We start from the raw sequence: 22174 nt of genomic DNA, 5'->3' as shown, positions 1-22174 counted from the left end.
TGTCTTACAACGAGGCGGTAATGCCGCCGTCGACGAAGAGCGTGTGGCCGTTCACGAAGCTGGACGCCGGCGCGCAGAGGAAGACGCAGGCGCCGACGAGCTCGTCGACCTCGCCCCAGCGGCCTGCCGGGGTGCGCTTTTCCAGCCAGGCGCTGAACTCGGGGTCGGCGACCAGCGCGGCGTTGAGCGGCGTCTTGAAATAGCCCGGCGCGATGGCGTTGCAGTTGAGCCCGTGTTTCGCCCAGTCCGTCGCCATGCCCTTGGTCAGGTTGGTGATCGCCCCCTTCGAGGCGGTGTAGGGCGCGATGCCCGGTCGCGCCAGCGCGCTCTGTACCGAGGCGATGTTGACGATCCGCCCTTGCCCGCGCCCGATCATGTGCCGCGCGCACGCCTGCCCGACGTAGAAGGCCGAGTAGACATTGGTGCGCATCAGCCGGTCGAAGGCCTCGGGCTCGAACTCCTCCAGCGGGCCCCGGTGTTGCATCCCGGCGTTGTTGATCAGGATGTCGATGGGGCCGTGCTCGGCCTCGTAGCCGTCGATGGCGGCGCGAACGCTGTCATGGTCGGTGACGTCGAAGCCGAGCGCATCGGCCTCCAACCCTTCGGATCGCAGCGCCGCGACGGCCTCTTCCAGCCGCTGCGGATTGCGCCCGTTCAGCAGAACCTTGGCGCCGGCCTGCGCGAGACCGCGCGCCAGCGCATGGCCGATACCCATGGTCGAGCCGGTCACCAGCGCGGTGCGGCCCGTCAGATCAAACAGGGACATGATGGCTCCTCTTCCCATGCGCCCACCGCGCGGCCGGGTCCTGCGGAGAACCGCAACAACCATTGACAAAACGGGGCGGGACCGTATTCAGGAAAATGGTATACCAAATGACCCCGGATGCAAGCGGGCGAGGCGCGAAACCGCAAACCCGGCTTAAGGCACGGCGAGGAGGACGAGACGAGGTGAGCAGACCCGGCGCAGCCCTGTTGGACCGAAAGCGCGGCCCATGCTGAGCTTTGCCGCCGCCGTGTTCCTTCTGTTCATCACCCCCGGGCCGGGAGTGCTGTCGATCGCCGGGGTCGGCTCGGCCTATGGCTGGCGGGACGGTCTGCGCTACGGCACGGGGCTCTTCATCGGCACCAACCTCGTGATGACCCTCGTGCTCACCGGCTTCGCCGCGATCATCCTGTCGGCCCCCGCGGTGCGGGTGGTGCTGATGGCGCTGTCGGTGTGCTACCTGCTCTATCTTTCCGCGCGCATCGCGCTCGCGGGAAGCCGCATCGCCTTCATCGAGGCCAAGTCCGCGCCGGGTATCCGCGCCGGTCTGCTGCTGCAGGCGATCAACCCCAAGGCCTATGCGGTCAACACCGCCATGTTCACCGGGTTTTCCTTTGCGCCCGAGAGCCTTGGCTTCGAGACCGCCGCCAAGATCCTCATCATGAACGCGATCTGGATCCCGGTGCACCTCGGCTGGCTCAAGGCAGGGGTGACCCTGCACCGGCTCAACCTCAGCTACCGCACCCAGCGGTGGATCAATTACGGCATGGCGCTCGCCATGCTGGGCGTCGTCGCGCTGGCCCTCGTGTCGGCCTTCGGCGCGACCTGACACAGACACACAGACTTTTCGGGAGGACCTGACCCATGACGAAATACACCGGATGCTGGCCCGTGGTGCCGACGCCGTTCCACGAGGACGGCACGCTCGATCTCGAGGGCATGAAGCGCGTTCTCGACTGCACCATCGACATGGGTGTCGACGGCATCTGCATCCTCGCCAACTTCTCGGAACAGTTCCTGATCTCGGACGAGGAGCGCGCCATCCTCACCAAGCTTTGCCTCGAGCATGTGGCAGGCCGGGTGCCGGTGATCGTGACGATCTCGCACTATGCCACGCCGATCGTCGTGGAGCGGGCACAATACGCCAAGGACCTTGGCGCCGACATCGTCATGATGATGCCGCCCTACCACGGCGCGCTGCTGAAGGGCACCGCCGAGCAGACCTTCGAGCAGTTCCGTCAGGTGGGCGAGGTCGGCATTCCGATCATGCTGCAGGATGCGCCGCTCTCGGGTGTCGACCTGCCGGTGCCGCTGCTGGTCAAGATGGCCAACGAGATCGAGATGCTGAAGCTCTTCAAGATCGAGTGCCCGCAGGCCGCAGCCAAGCTGCGCAGCCTGATCGCCGAGGGCGGCGCGGCCATCGAGGCGCCCTTCGACGGTGAAGAGGCAATCACCCTGCTCGCGGACCTCGACGCCGGCGCCACGGGCTGCATGACCTCGGCGATGATCCCCGACCAGATCCGGCCGGTCGTGGTGGATTTCCTTGCCGGCAACCGGCAGGCGGCCTTCGACGGCTACGCCCGCATCCTGCCGGCGGTGAACCACGAGAACCGGCAATGTGGCTTCCGCTCGGCCAAGCACGCGATGCAGGTGGGCGGCGTGATCAAGTCGGCCTTCTGCCGGCACCCGATTGCCCCCTTGCATCCGGACACCGCTTCGATGTTGATCGAGCTGATCAAGCCGCTCGATCCGCTCGTGCTGAACTGGGGCAAGTAAGCCCGCGCCGGCCCGCCCGGACGCACGGCAATGCCGCCGGGCGGGCATTCGCCCGGCTCCCGAGGTGCTGGCTTCCGTCCGTAGCGGGCGGACCCGCGCCCGGCACCTCAACTTGGAGACCCACGCAATGACCCTCTTCGCGCCCCTCGAACAGCTCCTCGGCGAGCGCCTGTCGACCAGCGACGCTATCCGCGAGCAGAACGCGCGCAACGAGGCGCATTTCCCCCTCGCCATGCCCGATGCCGTGGCCTTCCCCGAGACCACCGAAGAGGTCGCCGCCATCGTCCGCTTCTGCGCCGAAACCGGCACGCCGATCACCCCCTTTGGCACGGGCACCTCGCTCGAGGGCCAACACCTTGCGGTGAAGGGCGGCATCAGCCTCGACTTCTCGCGCATGAAGAAAGTGCTCGAGATCAACGCCGAGGATCTCAACGTGGTGGTCCAGCCCGGCGTCACCCGCACCGAGCTGAACGAGGAGCTGCGCGCCACCGGCCTCTTCTTCCCGATCGATCCCGGCGCCGACGCCTCGCTCGGCGGCATGGCGGCGACCCGCGCCTCGGGCACCACGGCGGTGCGTTACGGCACGCTGCGCGAGAACGTGCTGGCGCTCGAAGCGGTCATGTCCGACGGCAGCATCATCCGCACCGGCACCAAGGCCCGCAAGAGCTCGGCCGGCTATGACCTGACGCACCTGCTGGTGGGCAGCGAGGGCACGCTCGGGATCATCACCGAGCTGACGCTGAAGCTGCACGGGTTGCCCGAGGGCATCGCCTCGGCCACCTGCCGCTTTCCCTCGGTCGAGCAGGCGGTGAACTGCGTGATCCTGACCATTCAGTCCGGCCTGCCGATGGCGCGGATCGAGCTGGTGGACGAGATGATGGTGCGCGGCTTCAACATCCACGCCGGATCGGACCTGCCCGAGCAGCCGCATCTCTTCGTAGAGTTCCACGGCAGCCCCTCGGGCGTCGCCGAGCAGGCGCAGAGCTTCCGCGAGATCGCCGAGGATTTCGGCATGGAAGCCTGGGCCGAAGCCAATACCACCGAGGCCCGCAACGCGCTGTGGAAAATGCGTCACGGCGCGCATTTCGCCTCTGCCGCGCTGCGGCCCGGCGCGCAATATGGAACGCTCGCGACCGATGTCTGCGTGCCGATCTCGCAACTAGCCGAGGCGGTGCTGCAGGCGCAGGCCGATGCCCGCGCGGCGGGTCTTGTCAGCACCATCGTCGGCCATGTCGGCGACGGCAACTTCCACTGTGCCGCGCGCTTCGACCCCAAGGACCCCGCCGAGGTCGAGGCCGTCCACGCCTTTGCCGGCAAGCTCAACGACACCGCGCTGCGGCTCGGCGGCACGGTGACCGGCGAGCACGGCATCGGCATCGGCAAGCAGAAATACATGAAGGCCGAGCACGGCCCGGCGCTGGACTGGATGCGGCGGATCAAGACCGCCTTCGATCCGCAGGGCATCCTGAACCCGGGCAAGCTGCTGCCGCCCGCGGACTGATCGTCCGCGCCCGAACACCCATGAGAAAAGACTGAAGACGGAGGAGACCCCCATGCTGCCACAGAGCAACCCTACCCCCGATGCCCTTCTGGTTGGCCGCGTCTGGCGCCCCGGCGTCGGCCCCGCGCTGGTCGCCCTGCGCGGCGAGGTGCTGGTGGACATCACCAGCAAGACCATTCCCACCATGCGCGACCTGCTGGAGAGCGAAGACCCCGCCGCCACCCTGCGCGCCGCCACCGGCGAGGAGATCGGCACGCTGGCCGACCTCTTGACGGGCTCGAACGAGGGCGCGGACGAGGACGTGCTGCACCTGCTCGCCCCCTGCGATCTGCAGGCGGTGAAAGCCTCGGGTGTGACCTTCGCGCAGTCGATGGTCGAGCGGGTGATCGAGGAACAGGCCGCGGGCGATCCCGACGCCGCCGAGGCGATCCGCGCCAAGGTCAAATCCATCATCGGCGACTCGCTCTCGGGCATAGAGCCCGGCTCGGAGAAGGCGATGGAGGTGAAGCGCGTGCTGCAGCAGGAAGGCATGTGGTCGCAATACCTCGAGGTCGGCATCGGCCCCGACGCCGAGGTCTTCACCAAGTCGCAGCCCATGGCGGCGGTCGGCTGGGGCGCGACGGTGGGCCTGCACCCGATCAGCAAGTGGAACAACCCCGAGCCCGAGATCGTGCTGGCGATCAACTCGCGCGGCGACATCCTCGGCGCGACGCTGGGCAATGATGTCAACCTGCGCGACGTCGAGGGCCGCTCGGCGCTGCTGCTCGGCAAGGCCAAGGACAACAACGCGTCCTGCGCCATCGGCCCGTTCATCCGCCTCTTCGACGAGAGCTACACGCTCGACGACGTGCGCAAGGCGGAACTGACGATGACGGTCAAGGGCGAGGACGGATTCGTCCTCAATGGCGCGTCGTCGATGAGCCAGATCAGCCGCGATCCGGCCTCCATCGTGGCACAGACCATCGGGCGGCATCACCAGTACCCGGACGGCTTCCTGCTGTTCCTCGGCACGCTCTTTGCCCCCACCGAGGACCGCGACGCACCCGGTCAGGGGTTTACACATCACGTCGGAGACGTTGTAAGCATCTCCGAACCCGCGCTCGGCGCGCTGCAGAACACAGTCCGGCTCTCCACCGAGGCCCCGGAATGGACCTTCGGCACCGGGGCGCTGATGCGTAACCTTGCCCGGAGAAATCTTCTGTGACCGCTTTCCTCGCCCTCGGAGAATGCATGGTGGAACTGTCGCAGGCCGGAGACGGCCTCTACAAGCGCGGCTTTGCCGGCGACACGTTCAACACCGCATGGTATGCCCGCCGCCTGCTCCCTGAGGAGTGGACGGTGAGCTACGGCACCTGCGTGGGCGAGGATGCGGTGAGCAGCGAGATGCTCCAGTTCATCTCGGGCGAAGGCGTGGATGTCTCGACCATCCGGCGCATTCCCGACCGCACCGTCGGGCTCTACATGATCTCGCTTGAGAACGGCGAGCGCAGCTTTTCCTACTGGCGCGGCCAGTCGGCGGCGAAGCTGATGGCCGATGACCTCGGCTGGCTCGACGGCATCCTCAAGGGGCGCGACATGATCCACTTCTCGGGCATCACGCTGGCGATCCTGCCGCCGAAGCAGCGCGAGGCCTTCTGCGGCGCGCTGGCCAAGGCGCGCTCGAGGGGGGCGATCGTGTCGTTCGACACCAACCTGCGGCCCCGACTGTGGGAAAGCACCGAAGCGATGCGCGCCGGCCTGACCATGGGCGCGCGCACCGCCGACATCGTGCTGCCGAGCTTCGACGAGGAAGAAGAGCTCTTCGGCGACGCGAGCCCCTCCGAGACCATCGAGCGCTACCGCAAGGGCGGCGCAGACATGGTGGCGGTGAAACAGGGCGGCGCAGCGCTGCACTTATGGCAGCGCGAGGCCGGGCGGCACGAGATCGCCGCCGAGACCGTGGCCGAGGTGGTCGACACCACCGCGGCGGGCGACAGCTTTGCCGCCGGGCTGCTGGCCGGGCTGGCACAGGGCATGGCACCGCAGGACGCCGCCGCCCAGGCCATGCGGCTCGCCGCCAAGGTGATCCAGGCTCGCGGTGCGCTGGTGCCCGCGATCTTCGGCTGAGCCCCGCCACGGGCGGGGACACCCACCTGCCGCGAAGGAAGGCGGAAGAGATGTCCCGGCGCGCGGGCCTCGGGTTGACCTCAACTGGACTTGAGGAATTAGGCTCACCCCGACTCAGATGAAGCTTCCCAAGGACACCGCGTGACCCCTTCCCCTCCCAGCCCCCTGCACCGTTTCATACTTGCCAGTGGCATGACCAATCTCGCCGATGGCGTCGCCGTGGTGGTCTGGGCCTGGCTCGCGACGCTGCTGACCCGCGATCCCTTGCTGGTCACGCTGATGCCGATCACCCTGCGGCTGCCGTGGTTCCTCTTCGCCCTTCCCGCCGGAGTGGTCACCGACCGGGTGGACCGGCGGCGGCTGATCCTTTGTATGGATGTTGTGCGCGCCTGCGCCTTTGCGCTTGCGGCGGTCACGATCTGGCTTGCCCTGCCGCTCGCGCCGGCCCCGGACACGGGCACCGCCGACCCCGCGCTCTTCGCCGCCCTCCTCGGCTGCGCGCTGCTTGTGGGCACCGCAGAGGTGTTCCGCGACAGCGCCGCGCAGACCATGCTGCCCGCCATTGTGCCGCATGATAAGCTCGAACGCGCCAACGGCCGGCTCTGGAGCGTCGAGATGGTCGGCAACGCGCTGCTCGGCCCCGCGGTCGGGGCCTTCCTCATCGCCTCGGTGGTCTGGTTGCCCTTCGCGCTGAACGCCCTGTGCTTCCTGATTGCAGTGGGGCTGATGCACTCGCTCAAGGGGCGTTTCACGCCCCGACGGACCGGGACCCGCGACTGGAAGAAGGAGCTTGGCGACGGGCTCGCTTTCCTGCGCGGCTCGGGGCTCTTGCGGCTGCTGGCGGTGATCACCGGCGTGTGGAACCTGCTGCACCAGATGGTGGTCATCGCGCTGGTTCTGCACGTGCAGGAGAACCTCGGTCTCGGAGCCTCGGGCTACGGTCTGGTGCTGGCGGCGGGGGCGCTTGGCGGGGTGTTGGGCGGGTTCTTCGCCGAGCGTATCGTGCGCAGGCTGGGCAGCGGCGCCTCGGCGCAATGGATGACCCTGGCATCGGCGCTGGCCTTCGCCGCGCTGCCGCTGGCGCCGAACAGCTGGGCGGTGGCGGCGGTGCTCGCGGCCTTCGAGTTCTGCGGGCTGGTGTGGAACACGGTCTCGGTCTCCTACCGCCAGCGGCACGTGCCCGACGAGATCCTCGGGCGGGTCAATGCCACCTACCGGCTCTTCGCCTGGGGGATGATGCCGGTCGGCCTGTTGGCCTCCGGGCTTGTGGTCAGCGCCGCCGAGGCGGTGATGCCGCGCAGCCTGGCGCTGCAGATGCCGTTTTACGTGGCGGCTGCGGGCGTGATCGTGCTGACCGCCTGGGCGTGGCGGCGGCTTGATGCGGGCTTTGCCGGGGTCGACACGACCGGCACCCGCGCGGCCTGAACGAAAAGGCCCCCGCGTCACGCAGGGGCCAAATCTCTTCAAAGAAAGTTTGCGCCTCAGTTGACCGGCGTCAGCAGCTCCTTGCCAGCGATAAAGGCCGCGATGTTGTCGCGCTGGAGCTGGCCCATGGCGGTGCGCGTCTCGCGCGTGGCCGAGGCCTGGTGCGGCTGCAGTACGGCGTTCTCGATAGTCAGGAAGCGCGCGTCGGGGTTGGGCTCGTTGAGGAACACGTCGAGACCCGCGCCCTCGATGGTGCCCTTCTGCAGCGCTTCGATCAGGGCCTCCTCGTCCACGGTCGTGCCGCGCGAGATGTTGATCAGCACGCCGGTCGGTCCCAGCGCCTCGATCACCTCCTTCGACACGTAGCCCTCGGTGGCCGGACCGCCGACGAGGGCGATCACCAGGAAGTCCACCTCGCGTGCCAGCGAGACGGGATCGGCGTGGTAGGTCCAGCCGGGCGTCTCCTTCTCGGAGCGCGAATGGTAGTGCATTTCCATCTTGAAGGCCGCGAGCCGGTCCGCGATCTCGCGTCCGATCCGCCCCATGCCGAGGATGCCCGCCTTCTGTCCGCTCATCTTGCGCTGCAGCGGATGCGCGCCGTCCTTGCTCCAGGCCCCCGAGCGCACCCGTGCCTCGGCGCCGCGCATGTCGCGGCAGAAATCGAGAAGCATGGCCACGGCGAGGTCCGCCACGTCGTCGTTCAGCACGTCAGGCGTGTTGGTCACCTTGATGCCGCGCGCCGAGGCGTCGGGAACATTGATCGCGTCATAGCCGACGCCGAAATTGGCGATGAGGCCGAGGTTCGGGAAGGCGTCCATCTGCGCGCCCGCAAAGGGGCTGTGGCCGTAGAACGCGATCGCCTTCACGGCCTTGCGCGTGTCCTCGTCCAGCCCCTGCGCGGCGTCGAGGCTCTCCACATGGGTCCAGCCCAGTTCGGCCAGCGGCGCGCGGCTCATCTGGTCGGGCTTGCCGACTGCCAGTACATCCGTCATCTCTTCGATCCCTTTCAACTCAAGCCAGCGCCGCGCGCAGGGGGGCGAGCCAGCCGAGGCCCGCCTTGGTATCCCCGCCGCGCGGCTTGTATTCCGCGCCCACCGGTGCCTCCCACCCGGCCTCGGCAAAGGAGGCCAGCAGGCGTTCGAAGCAAATCTCGCCGCCATCGGGCTCGCCGCGGTCCGGCACGGCGGCAATCTGCACGTGGCCGATCATCGGCAGATGCGCCTTGAAGCGCTCGGTCAGGTCGCCCTGCATGATCTGCGTATGATAGCAGTCGAACATGATGCGCAGGTTGTCCCGCCCCAGCGCCTCGATGATCTCGGCGGCGTGCTCGACACGGCTGAGGTGATAGCCCGCCACGTCGCGATGGTTGATCGGCTCGATCAGCACCCCCATGCCCGCCGCGCCCGCGAGATCGCAGGCGAGGCTCAGAGTCTCGCGGTAGGCCGCCTCGGCCTCGGACCCGCCATCGGTGCGCCCCGCCATCACATGGACGTTCCTTGCCCCGATCGCCGCACCATAGGCCACCGCCTGCCGCACTGCCGCCGCGGCGTCCTCGCGGCGGTCCGGCAAGGCGGCGAGGCCGAAATCACCCGCCGCCGGGGTGCCGGGAATGGTGTTGAGCCCGAGCATGTCGAAACCCGTCTCGTCGAGCGCGGCCTTCACCTGCTCGGGCGGCACGTCATAGGGGAAATGGCACTCCACCGCGTCGAAGCCGTCACGCCCCGCCGCGCGGATGCGCTCGGGCAGCGGCAGCTCGGTGTAGAGAAAGCCGATATTGGCGGAAAACTTCATGTCTCAGTCCCAGTCCACGTCAAACTTGTCGACCACCTTCTGCACCTGCCCCGAGGTGAGCATGCGCGGTTGGTGGCCCTTCAGCAGCAAGGCGAGCTTGGCGGTCTCCTCGAGCTCTTCCATCGCGTAGACGGCGGCCTCGAGGTCCTTGCCCGCGACCACGGGGCCATGATTGGCCAGCACCACTGCCGAGCGCTTGCCCGCCAGCCCGCGCACCGCGTCGCCCATGGCCGGATCGCCGGGCACGAAGAAGGGCAGCAGCCGCACCTTGCCGAGCCGCATGACCGCATAGGCGGTGAGCGGCGGCAGCAGGTTCTGCGGGTCGATATCGGGCATCATCGACCAGGCCACGGCGTGGGTCGAATGCAGATGCACCACCGCCCCGGTCTTGCCGCGCGTCTCGTAGAAGGCGCTGTGCAGCGAAATTTCCTTCGTCGGTTGGTCGCCGCCGATCAGCTGGCCCCTGTCGTCGAAGCGCGAAAGCCGTGCCGGATCGAGACTGCCGAAGCTCGAGCCGGTGGGCGAGACGAGTAGACCGCCGTCCTCGGTACGGGCCGAGATATTGCCCGAGGCGCCACCGGTCAGGCCACGCGCGAACATCGAGGCGGCCATCTCGCAGATCTGCTCGCGCAGCTTGCTCTCGGTCATGCCCCCTGCTCCATCACCCTGGCGGCCTTGGCAAAAAAGTCCTCGGCGCCGAAGTTGCCGGATTTCAGCGCCAGCACCATCTCGCCCGCGCGCATGACCGGCACGCCGGGGTCGATCTCGGGGCCGATTTCCAGCGCCTCGGGGGCCAGCGCCTCGACCACCGCGCCCGAGGTCTCGCCCCCGGCGCTGATGATCCGCTTGACGCCCCTTGCGGTCAGCGCGGCGGCGGTCCGGGCGAACAGCCCCTCGAGCGCGGCGGCGACCTTTTCGCGACCATGCTTTTCCTGCGCGGCGGCGACCGTGGCAGGCTCAGCCGAGGAGTAGATCAGCGGCAGCCCGTCCTGCGCCAGCGCCCAGTCGGCGAGGGTCTCGGCCTCGAGCACGCCAAGCGCCTCCTCGGCCGTGATCTCGCGCTTCGGCCCGCCGTGGGCAGCCACCTGCGCCCGCGTGGCGTTGGAGCAGGAGCCCGACAGCGCGACCACCTGCCCGCCCTGCCCGGTCCATGCGCCCGCCTTGCCGGACAGCGCGAAGTTGCCCGGCAGGCCGAGCGCGATGCCCGAGCCGCCGGTGAGCAGTTTCACGCCCTCGAGCGCCTTGCCCCAGGTCAGGAGATCCTCGTCGCGGATCGCATCGGCAATGACGAAGCCGCGGCCCGCCTCCGTCTCGGAGGTCAGCCGTGCGCGGATCGCCTCGGCCCCCTGCCACACCGTGCTGGCGGGCACATGGCCAACCCCGCGCGACACTTGCGCGGCGAGCACGCGGCGCAGGTCCGGGTCTTTCATCGGTGTGAGCGGGTGGTTTTCCATGCCGCTCTCCGACAGCAGGCGGTCCTGCACGAAGAGATGGCCCTGATAGATCGTCCGCCCCGTCGCCGGGAAGGCCGGACAGAAGATCACGCTCTGGGTGCCCAGGGCATGGGCCAGCGCCTCGGCAACCGGACCGATGTTACCCTCGGCCGTCGAATCGAAGGTCGAGCAATACTTGAAAAGGAACTGCTCGCAGCCCTGCGCCTTCAGCCACTCCAGCGCCTGCAGAGACAGTTTCACCGCCTCGGTGGCGGGAATGGAGCGCGACTTGAGTGCCACCACCCCGGCCTCGACATCCGGCGCGGCGTCGGTTTTCGGCACGCCAACGTATTGGACGGTGCGCATGCCCTGCTTGACCAGCGTGTTGCCAAGATCGCTCGAGCCGGTGAAATCGTCGCCGATACAGCCCAGCAGCATCACGCGTCTCCCGGCAGGGTGAGCCCTGCGGCGCGGGCGTAGACCTTGATCACCGCGGCATCGTCGATCAGCCCGTCGCCCGCCTCGGCAGCGGATTTGAACTGCGACAGAGCGGCCTCGGTCATCGGCACGGGAAGCTGCGCCTCGCCCGCGATGCCGCCGACGATGCCGAGATCCTTAGGCCAGATATTCACCGCCGAGCGCGGCGTGTAGTCGCCCTCCACCACATGCGGCCCGCGGTTCTCGAACATCCAGCTGGTGCCTGCGGAGGCCGAGATCACCTCGACGATGCGCGCCGGGTCGAGCCCCTGGCTGATGCCGAGCGCCATCGCCTCGCCCATGGCGGCGATATGCACGCCCGCCAGCAACTGGTTCACCGCCTTCATCGCGCTGCCCGCGCCGGCCGCGTCGCCGAGCCGGTGCACGGTGGCGGCCATGGCGTCGAGCGCGGGCGCGGCGGCCTCAAAGGCCTCTGGCGTGCCCGAGGCCATGACCGAGAGCTGCCCCTGCGCCGCCTTGATCGCCCCGCCGGAGATCGGCGCGTCGAGGTAGTGCAAGCCTTTCGCCGAGGCCATTTCGGCCAATTCGCGCGCCTGGCTTGGCGCGATGGTCGCGCAGGAAATGATCGCCGCGCCCTCGGCCAGATGTTCCGCCGCGCCGCCCGGACCGAAGAGCACCTCGCGCGTCTGCGCCGCGTTGAGCACAACGCAGACCAGCACCGAGCTCGCGCCCAGCGCCTCGGCGAGACTGCCCGGCGCGCCGCCCTCGGCCTCGAAGGCCGCCGTGCGTTCGGTTGAAATATCCAGCCCGTGCACAACGTGCCCGGCACGCAGCAGCGACTGCGCCATGCCCATGCCCATCGAGCCGAGCCCGATCACCGTGATCTCTGCCAAAGCGCTCCCCCCGCAAAATGGTATACCAAATGAGGATGACGTCTGCGCGTGGGAGAGTCAATCCGGGTGGCCGCCCCCCGGCAAAGGCGGGCGTCAGCCGCGCATCCTTGGGTTGGGGTTTCGGCAGGAGGGCTGTTCCTCCGCGCGGCGGGCTCCGCCAAACGCGCGACCTTCACTCTCGCAAACCTTTGCGTGACAGCAACACCGGATATGAGCGCGTCTCCCTTACGGCTCGCGCGGGATATCTTGACAGCTGGAATATGGACCACGTAGCATTTTTTTATTTTTGTGTACCGGAGTGGCACATGCAGATTGAGACCATTGAATTGTCTCAAATTAATTTTCGAACACTGGACGTGCAAAAGGTGGTCAGGGCGCAATACGGTACACAGGATCATTCCCGCTGGGTCTTTTCGACCCGTCGCGGGGCGTCCGCGACCGGCAATCGGCTCTTCTACAAGGTGTGGAACCGCAATCACGTTCGCCGGGACAATCTGCTCGGCGCGCTTCAAAGCGGCTTTTACGACTCCTCGACCGTGCCAGCGCTGCGGGCCCTGATCCTTTCGGACGGGCTCTGTCGGGGCTATGTCATGGACGAATGCGTCAAGCCCACAAAAAGGAACAATGATTTCTTCGACCTCGTGGCGCGGCGCACCGTCGAGACACAGTATTTCGCGGTTCAGTTCGGGCAGGCTCATACGCTGGAGTGGCAAGGGCAATCCTCGATGATCGACCTCGAGGGTGTCTACCCGGTGGCCGACCTTCATCTCGTCCGCAGGCATGTCAGCGCCTTTGCCAGCGCCGACTACGCGGCACTCGTCGAGACTCTCTACCATGAACGTTCGACGGGCATTTATTCAGCCTGGAGCGAACTACCCTTGGAAAGACACCACTCCTGGTTGCGCCAACCTTTTAGCAAGGCGCTTCAAACCGCGCGCAAATACCAAGGCAAAGCCCTTTCGAGAGTTTTTCCGCGTCAGGGCCTGATAGAACCCTGATGCCGGATTCCAGTGTTTATTGCCCGCAATTTCGCGCGGCACACCGGTTGGTGGAAAATGCCGGGGCCTAACGTCGCACGGGGCGGCGGACATGCAAAAGCCGCGCACGGCAACCGGCGCGGCTCTCAGGTGGCGCAGTGCGGCGCTCAGGCGCGGTGGGCCCCGTCGGCGATGGACTTCACGAAGGCCAGCACCTCCGAGACGGGCTTGCCCTCGGCCATGGCCCCGACGATGGCCGAGCCGACGACGCAGCCGTCGGCGACGGAAGCGATGCTCTCGGCGGCTTCCGGTGTGCGGATACCGAAGCCGACAATGATCGGCAGGTCGGTGCCGGCCTTGATCCGCGCGACCTCGGGGCCGACGTCGGTGGCCTGCGCCGCGGCGGCGCCGGTGATGCCGGTGATCGAGACGTAGTAGACGAAGCCCGAGGTGTTCTGCAGCACCTTGGGCAGGCGCTTGTCGTCGGTGGTGGGCGTGGCGAGGCGGATGAAATTGAGGCCTGCCTTTTGCGCCGGGATGCAGAGTTCCTCGTCCTCTTCGGGTGGCAGGTCGACGATGATCAGACCGTCGATGCCGGCCTCGCGCGCCTCGACAAGGAAGCGGTCGACGCCGTGGCTGTAGATCGGGTTGTAATACCCCATCAGCACGATCGGGGTGGTGTCGTCTCCAGTGCGGAAGTCACGCACGAGCTGCAGCGTGCGGTTCAGCGTCATGCCCGCCTCGAGCGCGCGCTGGCCGGCGAGCTGGATGGTCTCGCCATCGGCCATGGGATCGGTGAAGGGCAGGCCCAGCTCGATCACGTCGACACCGGCCCCCGGCAGACCGCGCACAAGCTCGAGCGAGCTGTCGTAATCCGGGTCCCCGGCCATCACGTAGGCAACGAAGCCCTTCTTCCCCTCGGCCTTCAGCGCGGCGAACTTGGCGTCGATACGGGTCATGGCGGTCCTTCCCTTCAGAGGCGGGTCACTGGCGAAAGGCGCGGCGACCTCCGGAATGTCGCGAAACCTGTGCCGGATACGTCCGGGAAAATCAATGGGGTGAAAATCGACTGCCCCCCTCTGGACCTTCGCGGATTTGCTCGGGATGGTGTGGCCAGAGAAAGAGGGAGGACGACATGCGCATTCTGTTCACCGGCGGGAGCGGCAAGGCGGGGCGGCACGTGGTACGGCATCTTGCCGAAGAGGGTCACAGCATCCTCAACGCGGACCTCGCACCGCTGGGTCATCCGGGCGTGCACGACCTGATCACCGAATTGACCGACCCCGGGCAGGTCTTCGGCGCGATGACCTCGCTTGCGGGCTTCGACGAGCTCGACAGCACGGGGCCGCTCAAGTTCGATGCCGTGGTGCATTTCGGCGCCCTCGCCCGCATCCTCATCAAGCCCGATTGCGAGAGCTACCGGGTCAACACGCTCTCGACCTACAACGTGCTGGAGGCGGCGGCGACGCTCGGCATTCCCAAGGTGGTCTTCGCCAGCTCGGAAACGGCCTATGGCGTCTGCTTCGCGCGGGGCGACCGCAAGCCCGAGTATCTGCCCATCGACGAGGAGCACCCGGTGATCCCCGAAGACGCCTACGCATTGTCGAAGGTCGCGGGCGAGGTCACCGCGCGCGGCATCCAGCGCCGCAGCGGGCAGGACATCTACGGTCTGCGCATCTCAAACGTCTGCGAGATCGAGGACTACCACCGCGATTTTCCAGCCTATGCCGACGACCCCGCCCCGCGGCTGCGCAACATCTTCGGGTACATCGACGTGCGCGACCTGGCCCAGATGGTCAGCCGCTGCCTCGAGGTGGATGGGCTCGGCTTCCAGATCTTCAACGTGGCCAACGACGATCTGGCGGTGCCGCAGGACAACGAGGAGATCCGCGCGCGGTTCTATGACGGGGTGCCGGTGAAGAGCCCGATGCAGCCGCGCCAGGCCTTCTACAGCAATGCCAAGGCCAAGCGCATGCTCGGGTTTTCGCCAAAGCACGACTGGCGCAGCGAGCTTGCGGGCTGATCGCCCCGCCGGATTTGACAGGGCGCATGGCAGGGCGCAGGCTGGCACCCCAGGCTGACACCGTCCCCCGTCCGAAGGGATCCGCCATGACCGAGATGCCGAAAGCCTCCGGGCCCGAAGAGCCTGACGTGCCCGGTGCCGATCCGCAAACGGCGTCGACCCGGTCGGCCGGCTCCGTGCCACTGCAGGCGCCGGTGCACGCGGCCCACCGGCACGGACCCACGCAGGACGAAATCCGCCGCGCCTTCGAGACTGGCGAATACCCCTACGCCAAGAAAATGGCCCGGCGCGGCTACGAGGTGCAAAAGGCGCGACTGCAAGCCGAGTTGCTGAAGGTGCAGCTCTGGGCCTTGCAGACTGGGCAGAAGTTCGTGCTGCTCTTCGAGGGCCGCGACGCCGCCGGCAAGGGCGGCACGATCAAGCGCTTCACCGAGCATCTCAACCCCCGCCACGCGCGCGTCGTTGCGCTGAACAAGCCCAGCGAGCAGGAGCGCGGGCAATGGTATTTCCAGCGCTATGTCGAGCACCTTCCCACCGCAGGCGAAATCGTGCTCTACGACCGCTCGTGGTACAACCGGGCCGGGGTCGAGCGGGTCATGGGGTTCTGCGAGCCCAACGAGTACCTCGAGTTCATGCGCCAGACCCCGGAACTGGAACGGATGCTCGTGCGCTCGGGGATAAGGCTCTACAAGTACTGGTTCTCGGTCACCCGCGACGAGCAGAAGGCCCGTTTCCAGAGCCGCGAGACCGATCCGCTAAAACAATGGAAGCTCTCGCCCATTGACAAGGCGAGCCTCGACAAGTGGGACGAGTACACCGAGGCGAAGGAGGCGATGTTCTTCTATACAGACACCGCCGATGCGCCCTGGACCGTGGTGAAATCCGACGACAAGAAACGCGCCCGGCTCGACTGCATGCGGCATTTCCTGTCGACGCTGGACTATCCCGGCAAGGACCACCGCATCGCCACGCCGCCCGATCCGCTCATCGTCGGCGGCGCGGGGCACGTCATTCACCGCTCCGACCATATCCTCGGCGCCACGCCGGGGCCGGGCAACGGCGCCTGAGCGGCACGCTCAGAGACGTGTGCCGAGCCAGTCCTGCAACGGCTGCAGCCGGCTATAGCACTGAAGCAGCGTCGCCACCGGGTCGGGCACCAGGTCCTCATATATTTCGTCGATCCAGAGCACGCAGCCCGGGCGGCGCATCAGCTTGGCCCGCGGCCCCGGCGGCACCTCGGAGGTCGGACTGGGCGCCGGATCGATCCGCGCGCCGCTGCGCGCGATGATCCGCTCCAGCTCGTCGCCCTCCGGCCCCATCAGCGCTGCCTGCCAAGCCAGCATCCTACGGCCGTCGAAAGCGAGGATACCCGCGCCCGCGGTGGCGTAATCCTTCGACAGCGCGAAATACCAGGCCCGCCCGTCCGGCAGGGACCAGAGCGCGTGCAGATGCGTGTGAAAGGGCTGCTTGTCGTCGCTGTAGCGCACGTCGCGCTGCGGGCGGAAGAGTTTCGGTCTCGGCAGGTCTCCGCTCAGGATTTCGAGCTCGGGGGTGATCTGCGCAATCATAAGCTCCGCCGGGCGCTTGACCTCGCTGTCGTAGCGCTGCTTGTTGGCGCTGAACCACGCGCGATCGTTGTTTGCTTCGAGTTCGGTCAGAAAACGCCGGGCCTGGGGCGCAAACGCCGTCAGATCAATCAAACTAGCCATAAAAAAACTTCCTAAGGGAATCATGTCTCAAATATGGCCAGCCTAACATGACCACGGGAAATGGCATGCCCTTAGGTAAACTAAGGCTTCATCGCTCCGCCGGGCCGCGAGGAGTCGCGATGCTCTGCATTGCCATGGCCGGGATCAGCATCGGTGCACAGGCACTCGCGCACCCTCATGTTTTCGCCGATGTCGGGCTGGCGCTGGACGTCGGTGCGGACCGGCGGGTCACCTCGGTGGAGGTCACGTGGCGCTACGACGATTTTTTCTCGCTGTTGATCCTCGAGGACATGGGGCTCGACCCCGACGGCGACGGTGCGCTGACAGCGGCCGAGCTGACCGCGCTGGAACGCTTTGATCTCGACAATTGGTACGAGGGTTTCGAGGGTGACCTCTATATGTACTCCGATGGCGCGAAGCTGGAGCTCGGAGCGCCCGAGTTCGTCTCCGTGGCGATCGACGAGGGGCGGATCACCTCGGTGCACCGCCGCAGCGTAACCCCCGCCCCCGCCGAGGGGCTGGTGATCGAGCCCTATGATCCGACCTACTATATCGCCTTCGAGGCCAGCCTGCCGATCACGCTGCCCGCCCCCTGCCGCGCGGAGGTGCGCAAGCCCGATCTCGACGCGGCCGCGAAGAAGATGCAGGCCGAGCTGGCGCAGATCCCCGAAGACCAGTTCCTCGAAATCGAACCCGGCCGGAATTTTGCCGATCGCATCGAGGTGACATGCGCCGGCTCCTGACCCTCGCAGCGCTCGCGGTGCTGGGGCTGGCCATCTGGCTCTGGGGCTTCGGCGGCGCGGAGCGGATTGCGCTCATGGCCATCGAGGGCCAGCGCGAGGCGCAGAACGCCATGGCGCGGGGTCTGCGGGCGCTGCGCGCGGGCGAGCCGGGTGCGCTTCTCGCGCTGATGACGGTCTGCTTTGGCTACGGTTTCTTCCACGCGGCGGGGCCAGGCCATGGCAAGCTGCTGATCGGCGGCTACGGGCTCGGCCGGCGGGTGGCGCTCTGGAGGCTCTCGGTTCTGGCGGTGACCTCGAGCGTTGCCCAAGCGGCCGCAGCAGTGCTGCTGGTCTACGCCGGGGTCGGCCTGCTGGGTTGGGGCCGCGAACGGATGACTGCGGCGGCCGAGGTCTGGTTCGCCCCGGCCAGCTACGCCGCGATCGCAGCAATCGGCCTCTGGCTGCTGCTGCGTGGGGCGCGCAGGCTGCGGGCGGTGCCCCGGCCGCACGCTCATCACCACCACGACCACGACCACGACAACCTCTGCCCGAGCTGCGGCCATGCCCATGGCCCGAGCCTTGAGCAGGCGCAGGAGGTCCACTCGCTCCGAGACGCGCTGCTGCTGGTCGGGGCCATCGCCCTGCGCCCCTGCACCGGCGCGCTTTTCCTGTTGATCCTCACCTGGCGCATGGGCATCGCCGGCGCCGGCATCCTTGGCGCCTTTGCCATGGGGCTCGGCACCGCGAGCGTGACGCTGGTCGTCGCCCTCGCCTCTGTCACGCTTCGCGAAGGCGCGCTCACGCGCCACGCCATCGGCCCCGGCATGCCCCGCGCGCTGGCCCTGCTCGAGACCGCGGCGGGCGCTTTGGTCACACTTCTGGCGGGGCAACTGCTGCTCGGCTCACTCTGAGGTTGCGCGAAGCCCGACCGCCTTCTAAAGCCCAATTATGTCGCAAGTTCTCCCCTATTCCGCCCACATCCGCGCCGTTCTGATGATGGGCCTGCCGCTGATCGGCGGCCATTTGGCGCAGCTCACCATCGGCCTGACCGACATGGTGATGATGGGCCGCTACGGGGTGCCCGAACTTGCCGCTCTGAGCCTTTCGATGACGGTCTTTTCGGTGCTCTTCCTCTTCGGATCGGGCTTCGCCTTCGCCGTCATGCCGATGGTCGCGCAATATGCCGCGCGCGGCGACGAGCCGAACGTGCGCCGCACCACGCGCATGGCGCTCTGGCTGTCGATTGCCTTCTTCCTCTTGGCGCTGCCGCTGTTCTGGTACTCAAGGCCGCTTCTGCTGCTGCTCGGCCAGGCCGAGCTGGTCGCCGCCAACGCCCAGACCTACCTGCGCATCGCCGGCGTCGGGCTGCTGCCGGCCCTCGGCGTAATGGTCTTCAAGAGCTACCTCGCCGCGCTCGAGCACACCCGCGCGGTGCTCTGGATCACCGTGGCCGCCGCGGTGGTCAACGGGCTGGCCAACTACGCGCTGATCTTCGGCAACTGGGGCGCGCCGGAACTCGGGATCACCGGCGCCGCCATCGCCTCGCTCTTCGCCCATGGCGCCGCCTTCGCCGGAGTTGTCATCTACGCCCGACTGCAACTGCCCGAGCACCAGATCTGGTTCCATTTCTGGCGTCCCGACATGGAGATGCTGCGCGAGGTGTTCCACCTCGGCTGGCCGATCGGGCTGACCACGCTGGCCGAGGTCGGCCTTTTCGCCGCCACCGCGGTGATGGTCGGCTGGCTCGGCACCGTGCCGCTGGCCGCGCATGGCATCGCCATGCAGCTCTCGGGCGCGATCTTCATGGTGCACCTGGGGCTCTCAAACGTCGCCACCGTGCGCGCCGGACAGGCCATGGGCCGGAGCGATCTGTCGTTCCTCACCCGCAGCACGGTCGCCGCACAGATCCTGTCTCTCGGGATCGTGGTGATCACCGTGATTCTCTTCCTCGGCATCCCCGAGACGCTGATCAACCTCTTCCTGTCGGCCGAAGACCCCCATCACAATGAGATCCTGCGCCTCGGCTCGCTGCTGCTGGCCATGGCCGCGATCTTCCAACTGGTCGACTCGGTCCAGGTGATCGTGCTGGGCGTGCTGCGCGGCATGAAGGACACCCGCGTGCCGATGCTGATCGCCGCCGTCTCCTACTGGATTGTCGGCATGCCCGCGGCCTATGTGCTGGGCTTCCCGCTCGGTTTCGGCGCGGGCGGGGTCTGGATGGGGCTGAGCTTTGGCCTCGGGCTGGCCTCGGCGCTGCTCTACTGGCGCTTCTGGCACCGCCAGGTGCCGCATCTGTCGGGCCTCGCGCTTGCAAGGGGCGCGGACGGCGACTAGAAGCGGCGCGATCATACGCCAAGCCCGAGCCAAGGAGCACGACATGGGATTTCGCATGGGGATCGTGGGTCTGCCCAACGTGGGCAAATCAACGCTGTTCAACGCCCTGACCAAGACCGCCGCCGCACAGGCGGCCAACTTCCCCTTCTGCACGATCGAGCCCAACGTCGGCGACGTGGCCGTGCCCGATCCGCGGCTCGACACGCTGGCGGAAATTGCCGGCTCGAAGCAGATCATCCCCACCCGGATGACCTTCGTCGACATCGCCGGGCTGGTGAAGGGTGCGTCGAAAGGCGAGGGCCTCGGCAACCAGTTCCTCGCCAACATCCGCGAGACCGACGCCATCGCCCACGTGCTGCGCTGCTTCGAAGATGACGACGTCACCCATGTCGACGGCCGCGTCGATCCGGTCGCCGATGCCGAGACCATCGAGACCGAGCTGATCATCGCCGACATGGAGAGCCTTGAAAAGCGCCTGCAGAACATCGTGCGCAAGGTGCGCGGCGGCGACAAGGAGGCGGTCCAACAGGAGCGCCTGATGAAGGACGCCATGGCGATGCTCGAGCAGGGCAAGCCGGCGCGCCTCGTCGAGGTCGATGCCGAGGACCTCAAGCAGTGGCGCATGCTGCAGCTGCTGACCTCCAAGCCGGTGCTCTACGTCTGCAACGTCGACGAAAGCGAGGCCGCCACCGGCAACGCGCTCTCGGCAAAGGTCGCCGAGATGGCCGCTGCGCAGGGCAACAGCCACGTGGTGATCTCTGCCAAGATCGAGGAAGAGATCAGCCAGCTCGACGCCGAGGAAGCCGAAATGTTCCTGTCGGAACTGGGCCTCGAAGAGGCCGGGCTCGACCGGCTGATCCGCGCCGGCTACGAGCTGCTGCACCTCGAGACCTATTTCACCGTCGGCCCCAAGGAAGCCCGCGCCTGGACGATCAAGCACGGAACAGCGGCGCCGCAGGCCGCCGGCGTGATCCATGGCGACTTCGAGCGTGGCTTCATCCGCGCCGAGACCATCGCCTATGACGACTACGTCGCCGCCAAGGGCGAACAGGGCGCCAAGGAAGCGGGCAAGATGCGCGCTGAAGGCAAGAGCTACGTGGTCAAGGATGGCGACGTGCTGCACTTCCTGTTCAACACCTGACCGCTCCGGCATCTCCGGACATCCGGCGCGGCGCTCCCCGAGGGGCGCCGCGCTTTTTGTGGGGTCTGCGCCACCTCACGCCCCCTCTGCGCACCCGAAAAAAGGCGCGGCCCCCGTGGCCCGCGCCCTTTTTCCATGTCCAAACACGCCGGGTGCATTGGCTGAAGGCCAAGAGGGGCAGCGCCCCTCCTTGCGCCATCAGGCCGCCGCAGCCGTCCCGGCTTGCAGCCCCGCCGCCTCGTCGCAGCCGAGCATGATGTTAAGGTTCTGCACCGCCGCGCCCGAGGCGCCCTTGCCGAGATTGTCGAGCACGCCGATCAGCGTCACTGCCCCGGTTGCCGGGTTGCCGTGCACCGACAGCTCCAGCGTATTGGTGCCGTTCAGCCGCTGCGGCATGACGCGCGGCGCGTGCACTGAGGCATCAACCACCGACACGAAGCGCTCGCCGGCATAGGCCGCCTTGAGCGCGGCCTCTGCCGCTTCCATGCCATCCGTACCCATCGCCGGCAGCTGCACCGCGACCGCCATGCCCTGTGCGTAGGCGCCGACTGAGGGCACGAAGAGCGGCACCGCGCTCAGCAGACCGTGCTTGACGATCTCCGGCAGGTGCTTGTGACCCTGCGACGCACCATAGAGGAACGAGCCAGAGGTCTCGCCGCTCTCGTACTCGGCGATCATGCCCTTGCCGCCGCCGGTGTAGCCCGAAACGCCCGAGATCGCCGGGGCCGAGGCCGGGTCGATAAGGCCGGCGCCGACGAGCGGGCGAATGAGCGCGATGGCACAGGTCGACCAGCAGCCGGGATTCGAGACATACTGCGCCGCCGCAATGGCCTCGCGCTGGCCCTCGGCCATCTCGGCAAAGCCGAAGACCCAGCCCTCGGCGACGCGATGCGCGGTCGAGGCGTCGATGATCTTGGTGCCATGCGGCTCGGCCAGCGTCACGGTCTCGCGCGCGGCATCGTCGGGCAGGCAGAGAATGGCCACATCGGCCTCGGCCAGCGCCTCGGAGCGCGCGCCGGCGTCCTTGCGTCGAGCCGGGTCCACCTGAACGAGCGTGATGTCCGCGCGCTGCTCCAGCCGCTCGCGGATCTGCAGACCGGTCGTGCCAGCCTCGCCGTCGATGAACACCTTGTGGGCCATGG

22 protein-coding genes are annotated in these 22174 nt (G+C 67.5%); 13 read left to right on the top strand and 9 right to left on the bottom strand.

All coding sequences use genetic code 11. The annotated features are described in order from the left end of the window. Positions 1-4: 4 nt before the first annotated feature. Positions 5-766 (bottom strand): SDR family oxidoreductase, encoded by a 762-nt coding sequence (locus CEW88_RS03670; RefSeq protein WP_108964734.1) that lies wholly within the window; start codon positions 764-766, stop codon positions 5-7. Between the two features lie 226 nt (positions 767-992). On the opposite strand from CEW88_RS03670, the gene CEW88_RS03665 reads away from it, so the two are divergent. The 6 genes from CEW88_RS03665 to CEW88_RS03640 all read left to right on the top strand — a co-directional run bounded on the left by CEW88_RS03665 (position 993) and on the right by CEW88_RS03640 (position 7571). Then, positions 993-1592 (top strand): LysE family translocator, encoded by a 600-nt coding sequence (locus CEW88_RS03665; RefSeq protein ID WP_108964733.1) that lies wholly within the window; start codon positions 993-995, stop codon positions 1590-1592. A gap of 35 nt (positions 1593-1627) precedes the next feature. Beyond that, a complete protein-coding gene (locus tag CEW88_RS03660) occupies positions 1628-2539 on the top strand; it encodes a dihydrodipicolinate synthase family protein (protein ID WP_108964732.1) in 912 nt (303 codons plus the stop codon). A 127-nt stretch (positions 2540-2666) separates the two neighbouring features. Further along, complete coding sequence (locus CEW88_RS03655; protein ID WP_108964731.1) at positions 2667-4040, top strand: FAD-binding oxidoreductase; 1374 nt, start codon at positions 2667-2669, stop codon at positions 4038-4040. Positions 4041-4092: 52 nt separating this feature from the next. Next, entirely contained in the window at positions 4093-5244 is a 1152-nt protein-coding gene (locus CEW88_RS03650; protein WP_108964730.1) for a fumarylacetoacetate hydrolase family protein, read from the top strand. After that, positions 5241-6146, top strand: a complete 906-nt coding sequence (locus tag CEW88_RS03645; RefSeq protein WP_108964729.1) for a sugar kinase — start codon at positions 5241-5243, stop codon at positions 6144-6146. The genes CEW88_RS03650 and CEW88_RS03645 overlap by 4 nt, the downstream gene beginning before the upstream one ends. A 141-nt stretch (positions 6147-6287) precedes the next feature. Beyond that, complete coding sequence (locus CEW88_RS03640; RefSeq protein WP_254694427.1) at positions 6288-7571, top strand: MFS transporter; 1284 nt, start codon at positions 6288-6290, stop codon at positions 7569-7571. Positions 7572-7627: 56 nt separating this feature from the next. Here CEW88_RS03640 and CEW88_RS03635 read toward each other — a convergent pair whose 3' ends face one another. Genes CEW88_RS03635 through ltnD form a run of 5 tightly spaced genes read right to left on the bottom strand, consistent with a single transcriptional unit; the run spans position 7628 to position 12126 of the window. Continuing rightward, on the bottom strand, positions 7628-8563 hold the full coding sequence (locus CEW88_RS03635) for a 2-hydroxyacid dehydrogenase (protein ID WP_108964727.1): 936 nt from the start codon (positions 8561-8563) through the stop codon (positions 7628-7630). 19 nt (positions 8564-8582) lie between these two features. Further along, on the bottom strand, positions 8583-9362 hold the full coding sequence (locus tag CEW88_RS03630; RefSeq protein ID WP_108964726.1) for a hydroxypyruvate isomerase family protein: 780 nt from the start codon (positions 9360-9362) through the stop codon (positions 8583-8585). 3 nt (positions 9363-9365) lie between these two features. Continuing rightward, a complete protein-coding gene (otnC, locus tag CEW88_RS03625) occupies positions 9366-10010 on the bottom strand; it encodes a 3-oxo-tetronate 4-phosphate decarboxylase (RefSeq protein WP_108964725.1) in 645 nt (214 codons plus the stop codon). Beyond that, positions 10007-11233, bottom strand: coding sequence for a 3-oxo-tetronate kinase (otnK, locus tag CEW88_RS03620; protein WP_108964724.1), 1227 nt, complete (start codon positions 11231-11233; stop codon positions 10007-10009). Before otnK ends, otnC begins: the two co-directional genes overlap by 4 nt. Then, positions 11233-12126 (bottom strand): L-threonate dehydrogenase, encoded by an 894-nt coding sequence (gene ltnD, locus CEW88_RS03615; RefSeq protein ID WP_108964723.1) that lies wholly within the window; start codon positions 12124-12126, stop codon positions 11233-11235. The genes otnK and ltnD overlap by 1 nt, the downstream gene beginning before the upstream one ends. 305 nt (positions 12127-12431) lie before the next feature. On the opposite strand from ltnD, the gene CEW88_RS03610 reads away from it, so the two are divergent. Beyond that, on the top strand, positions 12432-13124 hold the full coding sequence (locus CEW88_RS03610) for a hypothetical protein (RefSeq protein ID WP_108964722.1): 693 nt from the start codon (positions 12432-12434) through the stop codon (positions 13122-13124). 146 nt (positions 13125-13270) lie between these two features. Here the strand turns inward: CEW88_RS03610 and trpA are convergent, their stop codons facing one another. Next, on the bottom strand, positions 13271-14062 hold the full coding sequence (trpA, locus tag CEW88_RS03605; protein ID WP_108964721.1) for a tryptophan synthase subunit alpha: 792 nt from the start codon (positions 14060-14062) through the stop codon (positions 13271-13273). A gap of 176 nt (positions 14063-14238) precedes the next feature. Here trpA and CEW88_RS03600 point away from each other — a divergent pair, with 176 nt between their 5' ends. Both CEW88_RS03600 and ppk2 read left to right on the top strand, forming a co-directional pair. Beyond that, a complete protein-coding gene (locus CEW88_RS03600; protein WP_108964720.1) occupies positions 14239-15126 on the top strand; it encodes an NAD-dependent epimerase/dehydratase family protein in 888 nt (295 codons plus the stop codon). 86 nt (positions 15127-15212) lie between these two features. Then, on the top strand, positions 15213-16193 hold the full coding sequence (ppk2, locus tag CEW88_RS03595; RefSeq protein WP_108964719.1) for a polyphosphate kinase 2: 981 nt from the start codon (positions 15213-15215) through the stop codon (positions 16191-16193). Positions 16194-16202: 9 nt separating this feature from the next. On the opposite strand, the gene CEW88_RS03590 is transcribed toward ppk2, so the two are convergent. Further along, positions 16203-16835 (bottom strand): DUF2461 family protein, encoded by a 633-nt coding sequence (locus CEW88_RS03590; RefSeq protein ID WP_108964718.1) that lies wholly within the window; start codon positions 16833-16835, stop codon positions 16203-16205. Between the two features lie 119 nt (positions 16836-16954). On the opposite strand from CEW88_RS03590, the gene CEW88_RS03585 reads away from it, so the two are divergent. From CEW88_RS03585 to ychF, 4 genes are read left to right on the top strand one after another with little or no spacing between them, the layout of a single operon-like run. Next, a complete protein-coding gene (locus CEW88_RS03585; RefSeq protein ID WP_108964717.1) occupies positions 16955-17578 on the top strand; it encodes a DUF1007 family protein in 624 nt (207 codons plus the stop codon). Continuing rightward, the gene (locus CEW88_RS03580) at positions 17563-18468 is read left to right on the top strand and encodes a nickel/cobalt transporter (protein WP_108964716.1); all 906 of its coding nucleotides are present in this window, start codon (positions 17563-17565) and stop codon (positions 18466-18468) included. Before CEW88_RS03585 ends, CEW88_RS03580 begins: the two co-directional genes overlap by 16 nt. Before the next feature lie 37 nt (positions 18469-18505). Then, the gene (locus CEW88_RS03575) at positions 18506-19891 is read left to right on the top strand and encodes an MATE family efflux transporter (protein ID WP_108964715.1); all 1386 of its coding nucleotides are present in this window, start codon (positions 18506-18508) and stop codon (positions 19889-19891) included. Between the two features lie 43 nt (positions 19892-19934). Further along, positions 19935-21032, top strand: coding sequence for a redox-regulated ATPase YchF (gene ychF / locus CEW88_RS03570; protein ID WP_108964714.1), 1098 nt, complete (start codon positions 19935-19937; stop codon positions 21030-21032). 198 nt (positions 21033-21230) lie between these two features. Here the strand turns inward: ychF and argC are convergent, their stop codons facing one another. After that, on the bottom strand, positions 21231-22172 hold the full coding sequence (gene argC / locus CEW88_RS03565; RefSeq protein WP_108964713.1) for an N-acetyl-gamma-glutamyl-phosphate reductase: 942 nt from the start codon (positions 22170-22172) through the stop codon (positions 21231-21233). Positions 22173-22174 lie beyond the last annotated feature (2 nt).

The sequence above is a fragment of the Alloyangia pacifica genome, assembly GCF_003111685.1.
In the GTDB taxonomy this organism is placed as follows: Bacteria; Pseudomonadota; Alphaproteobacteria; order Rhodobacterales; family Rhodobacteraceae; genus Salipiger; species Salipiger pacificus_A.
Note: the sequence above shows the minus strand (reverse complement) of the source record. Positions and strands in the feature narration are given on the sequence as shown.

Bases quoted from the DNA above. Each gene is read 5' to 3' on its own strand.
- CEW88_RS03670 (WP_108964734.1), bottom strand. From the start codon at position 766: ATGTCCCTGTTTGATCTGACGGGCCGCACCGCGCTGGTGACCGGCTCG.
- CEW88_RS03665 (WP_108964733.1), top strand. From the start codon at position 993: ATGCTGAGCTTTGCCGCCGCCGTGTTCCTTCTGTTCATCACCCCCGGG.
- CEW88_RS03660 (WP_108964732.1), top strand. From the start codon at position 1,628: ATGACGAAATACACCGGATGCTGGCCCGTGGTGCCGACGCCGTTCCAC.
- CEW88_RS03655 (WP_108964731.1), top strand. From the start codon at position 2,667: ATGACCCTCTTCGCGCCCCTCGAACAGCTCCTCGGCGAGCGCCTGTCG.
- CEW88_RS03650 (WP_108964730.1), top strand. From the start codon at position 4,093: ATGCTGCCACAGAGCAACCCTACCCCCGATGCCCTTCTGGTTGGCCGC.
- CEW88_RS03635 (WP_108964727.1), bottom strand. From the start codon at position 8,563: ATGACGGATGTACTGGCAGTCGGCAAGCCCGACCAGATGAGCCGCGCG.
- CEW88_RS03630 (WP_108964726.1), bottom strand. From the start codon at position 9,362: ATGAAGTTTTCCGCCAATATCGGCTTTCTCTACACCGAGCTGCCGCTG.
- otnC (WP_108964725.1), bottom strand. From the start codon at position 10,010: ATGACCGAGAGCAAGCTGCGCGAGCAGATCTGCGAGATGGCCGCCTCG.
- otnK (WP_108964724.1), bottom strand. From the start codon at position 11,233: ATGCTGCTGGGCTGTATCGGCGACGATTTCACCGGCTCGAGCGATCTT.
- CEW88_RS03610 (WP_108964722.1), top strand. From the start codon at position 12,432: ATGCAGATTGAGACCATTGAATTGTCTCAAATTAATTTTCGAACACTG.
- trpA (WP_108964721.1), bottom strand. From the start codon at position 14,062: ATGACCCGTATCGACGCCAAGTTCGCCGCGCTGAAGGCCGAGGGGAAG.
- CEW88_RS03600 (WP_108964720.1), top strand. From the start codon at position 14,239: ATGCGCATTCTGTTCACCGGCGGGAGCGGCAAGGCGGGGCGGCACGTG.
- ppk2 (WP_108964719.1), top strand. From the start codon at position 15,213: ATGACCGAGATGCCGAAAGCCTCCGGGCCCGAAGAGCCTGACGTGCCC.
- CEW88_RS03590 (WP_108964718.1), bottom strand. From the start codon at position 16,835: ATGGCTAGTTTGATTGATCTGACGGCGTTTGCGCCCCAGGCCCGGCGT.
- CEW88_RS03585 (WP_108964717.1), top strand. From the start codon at position 16,955: ATGCTCTGCATTGCCATGGCCGGGATCAGCATCGGTGCACAGGCACTC.
- CEW88_RS03580 (WP_108964716.1), top strand. From the start codon at position 17,563: ATGCGCCGGCTCCTGACCCTCGCAGCGCTCGCGGTGCTGGGGCTGGCC.
- CEW88_RS03575 (WP_108964715.1), top strand. From the start codon at position 18,506: ATGTCGCAAGTTCTCCCCTATTCCGCCCACATCCGCGCCGTTCTGATG.
- ychF (WP_108964714.1), top strand. From the start codon at position 19,935: ATGGGATTTCGCATGGGGATCGTGGGTCTGCCCAACGTGGGCAAATCA.
- argC (WP_108964713.1), bottom strand. From the start codon at position 22,172: ATGGCCCACAAGGTGTTCATCGACGGCGAGGCTGGCACGACCGGTCTG.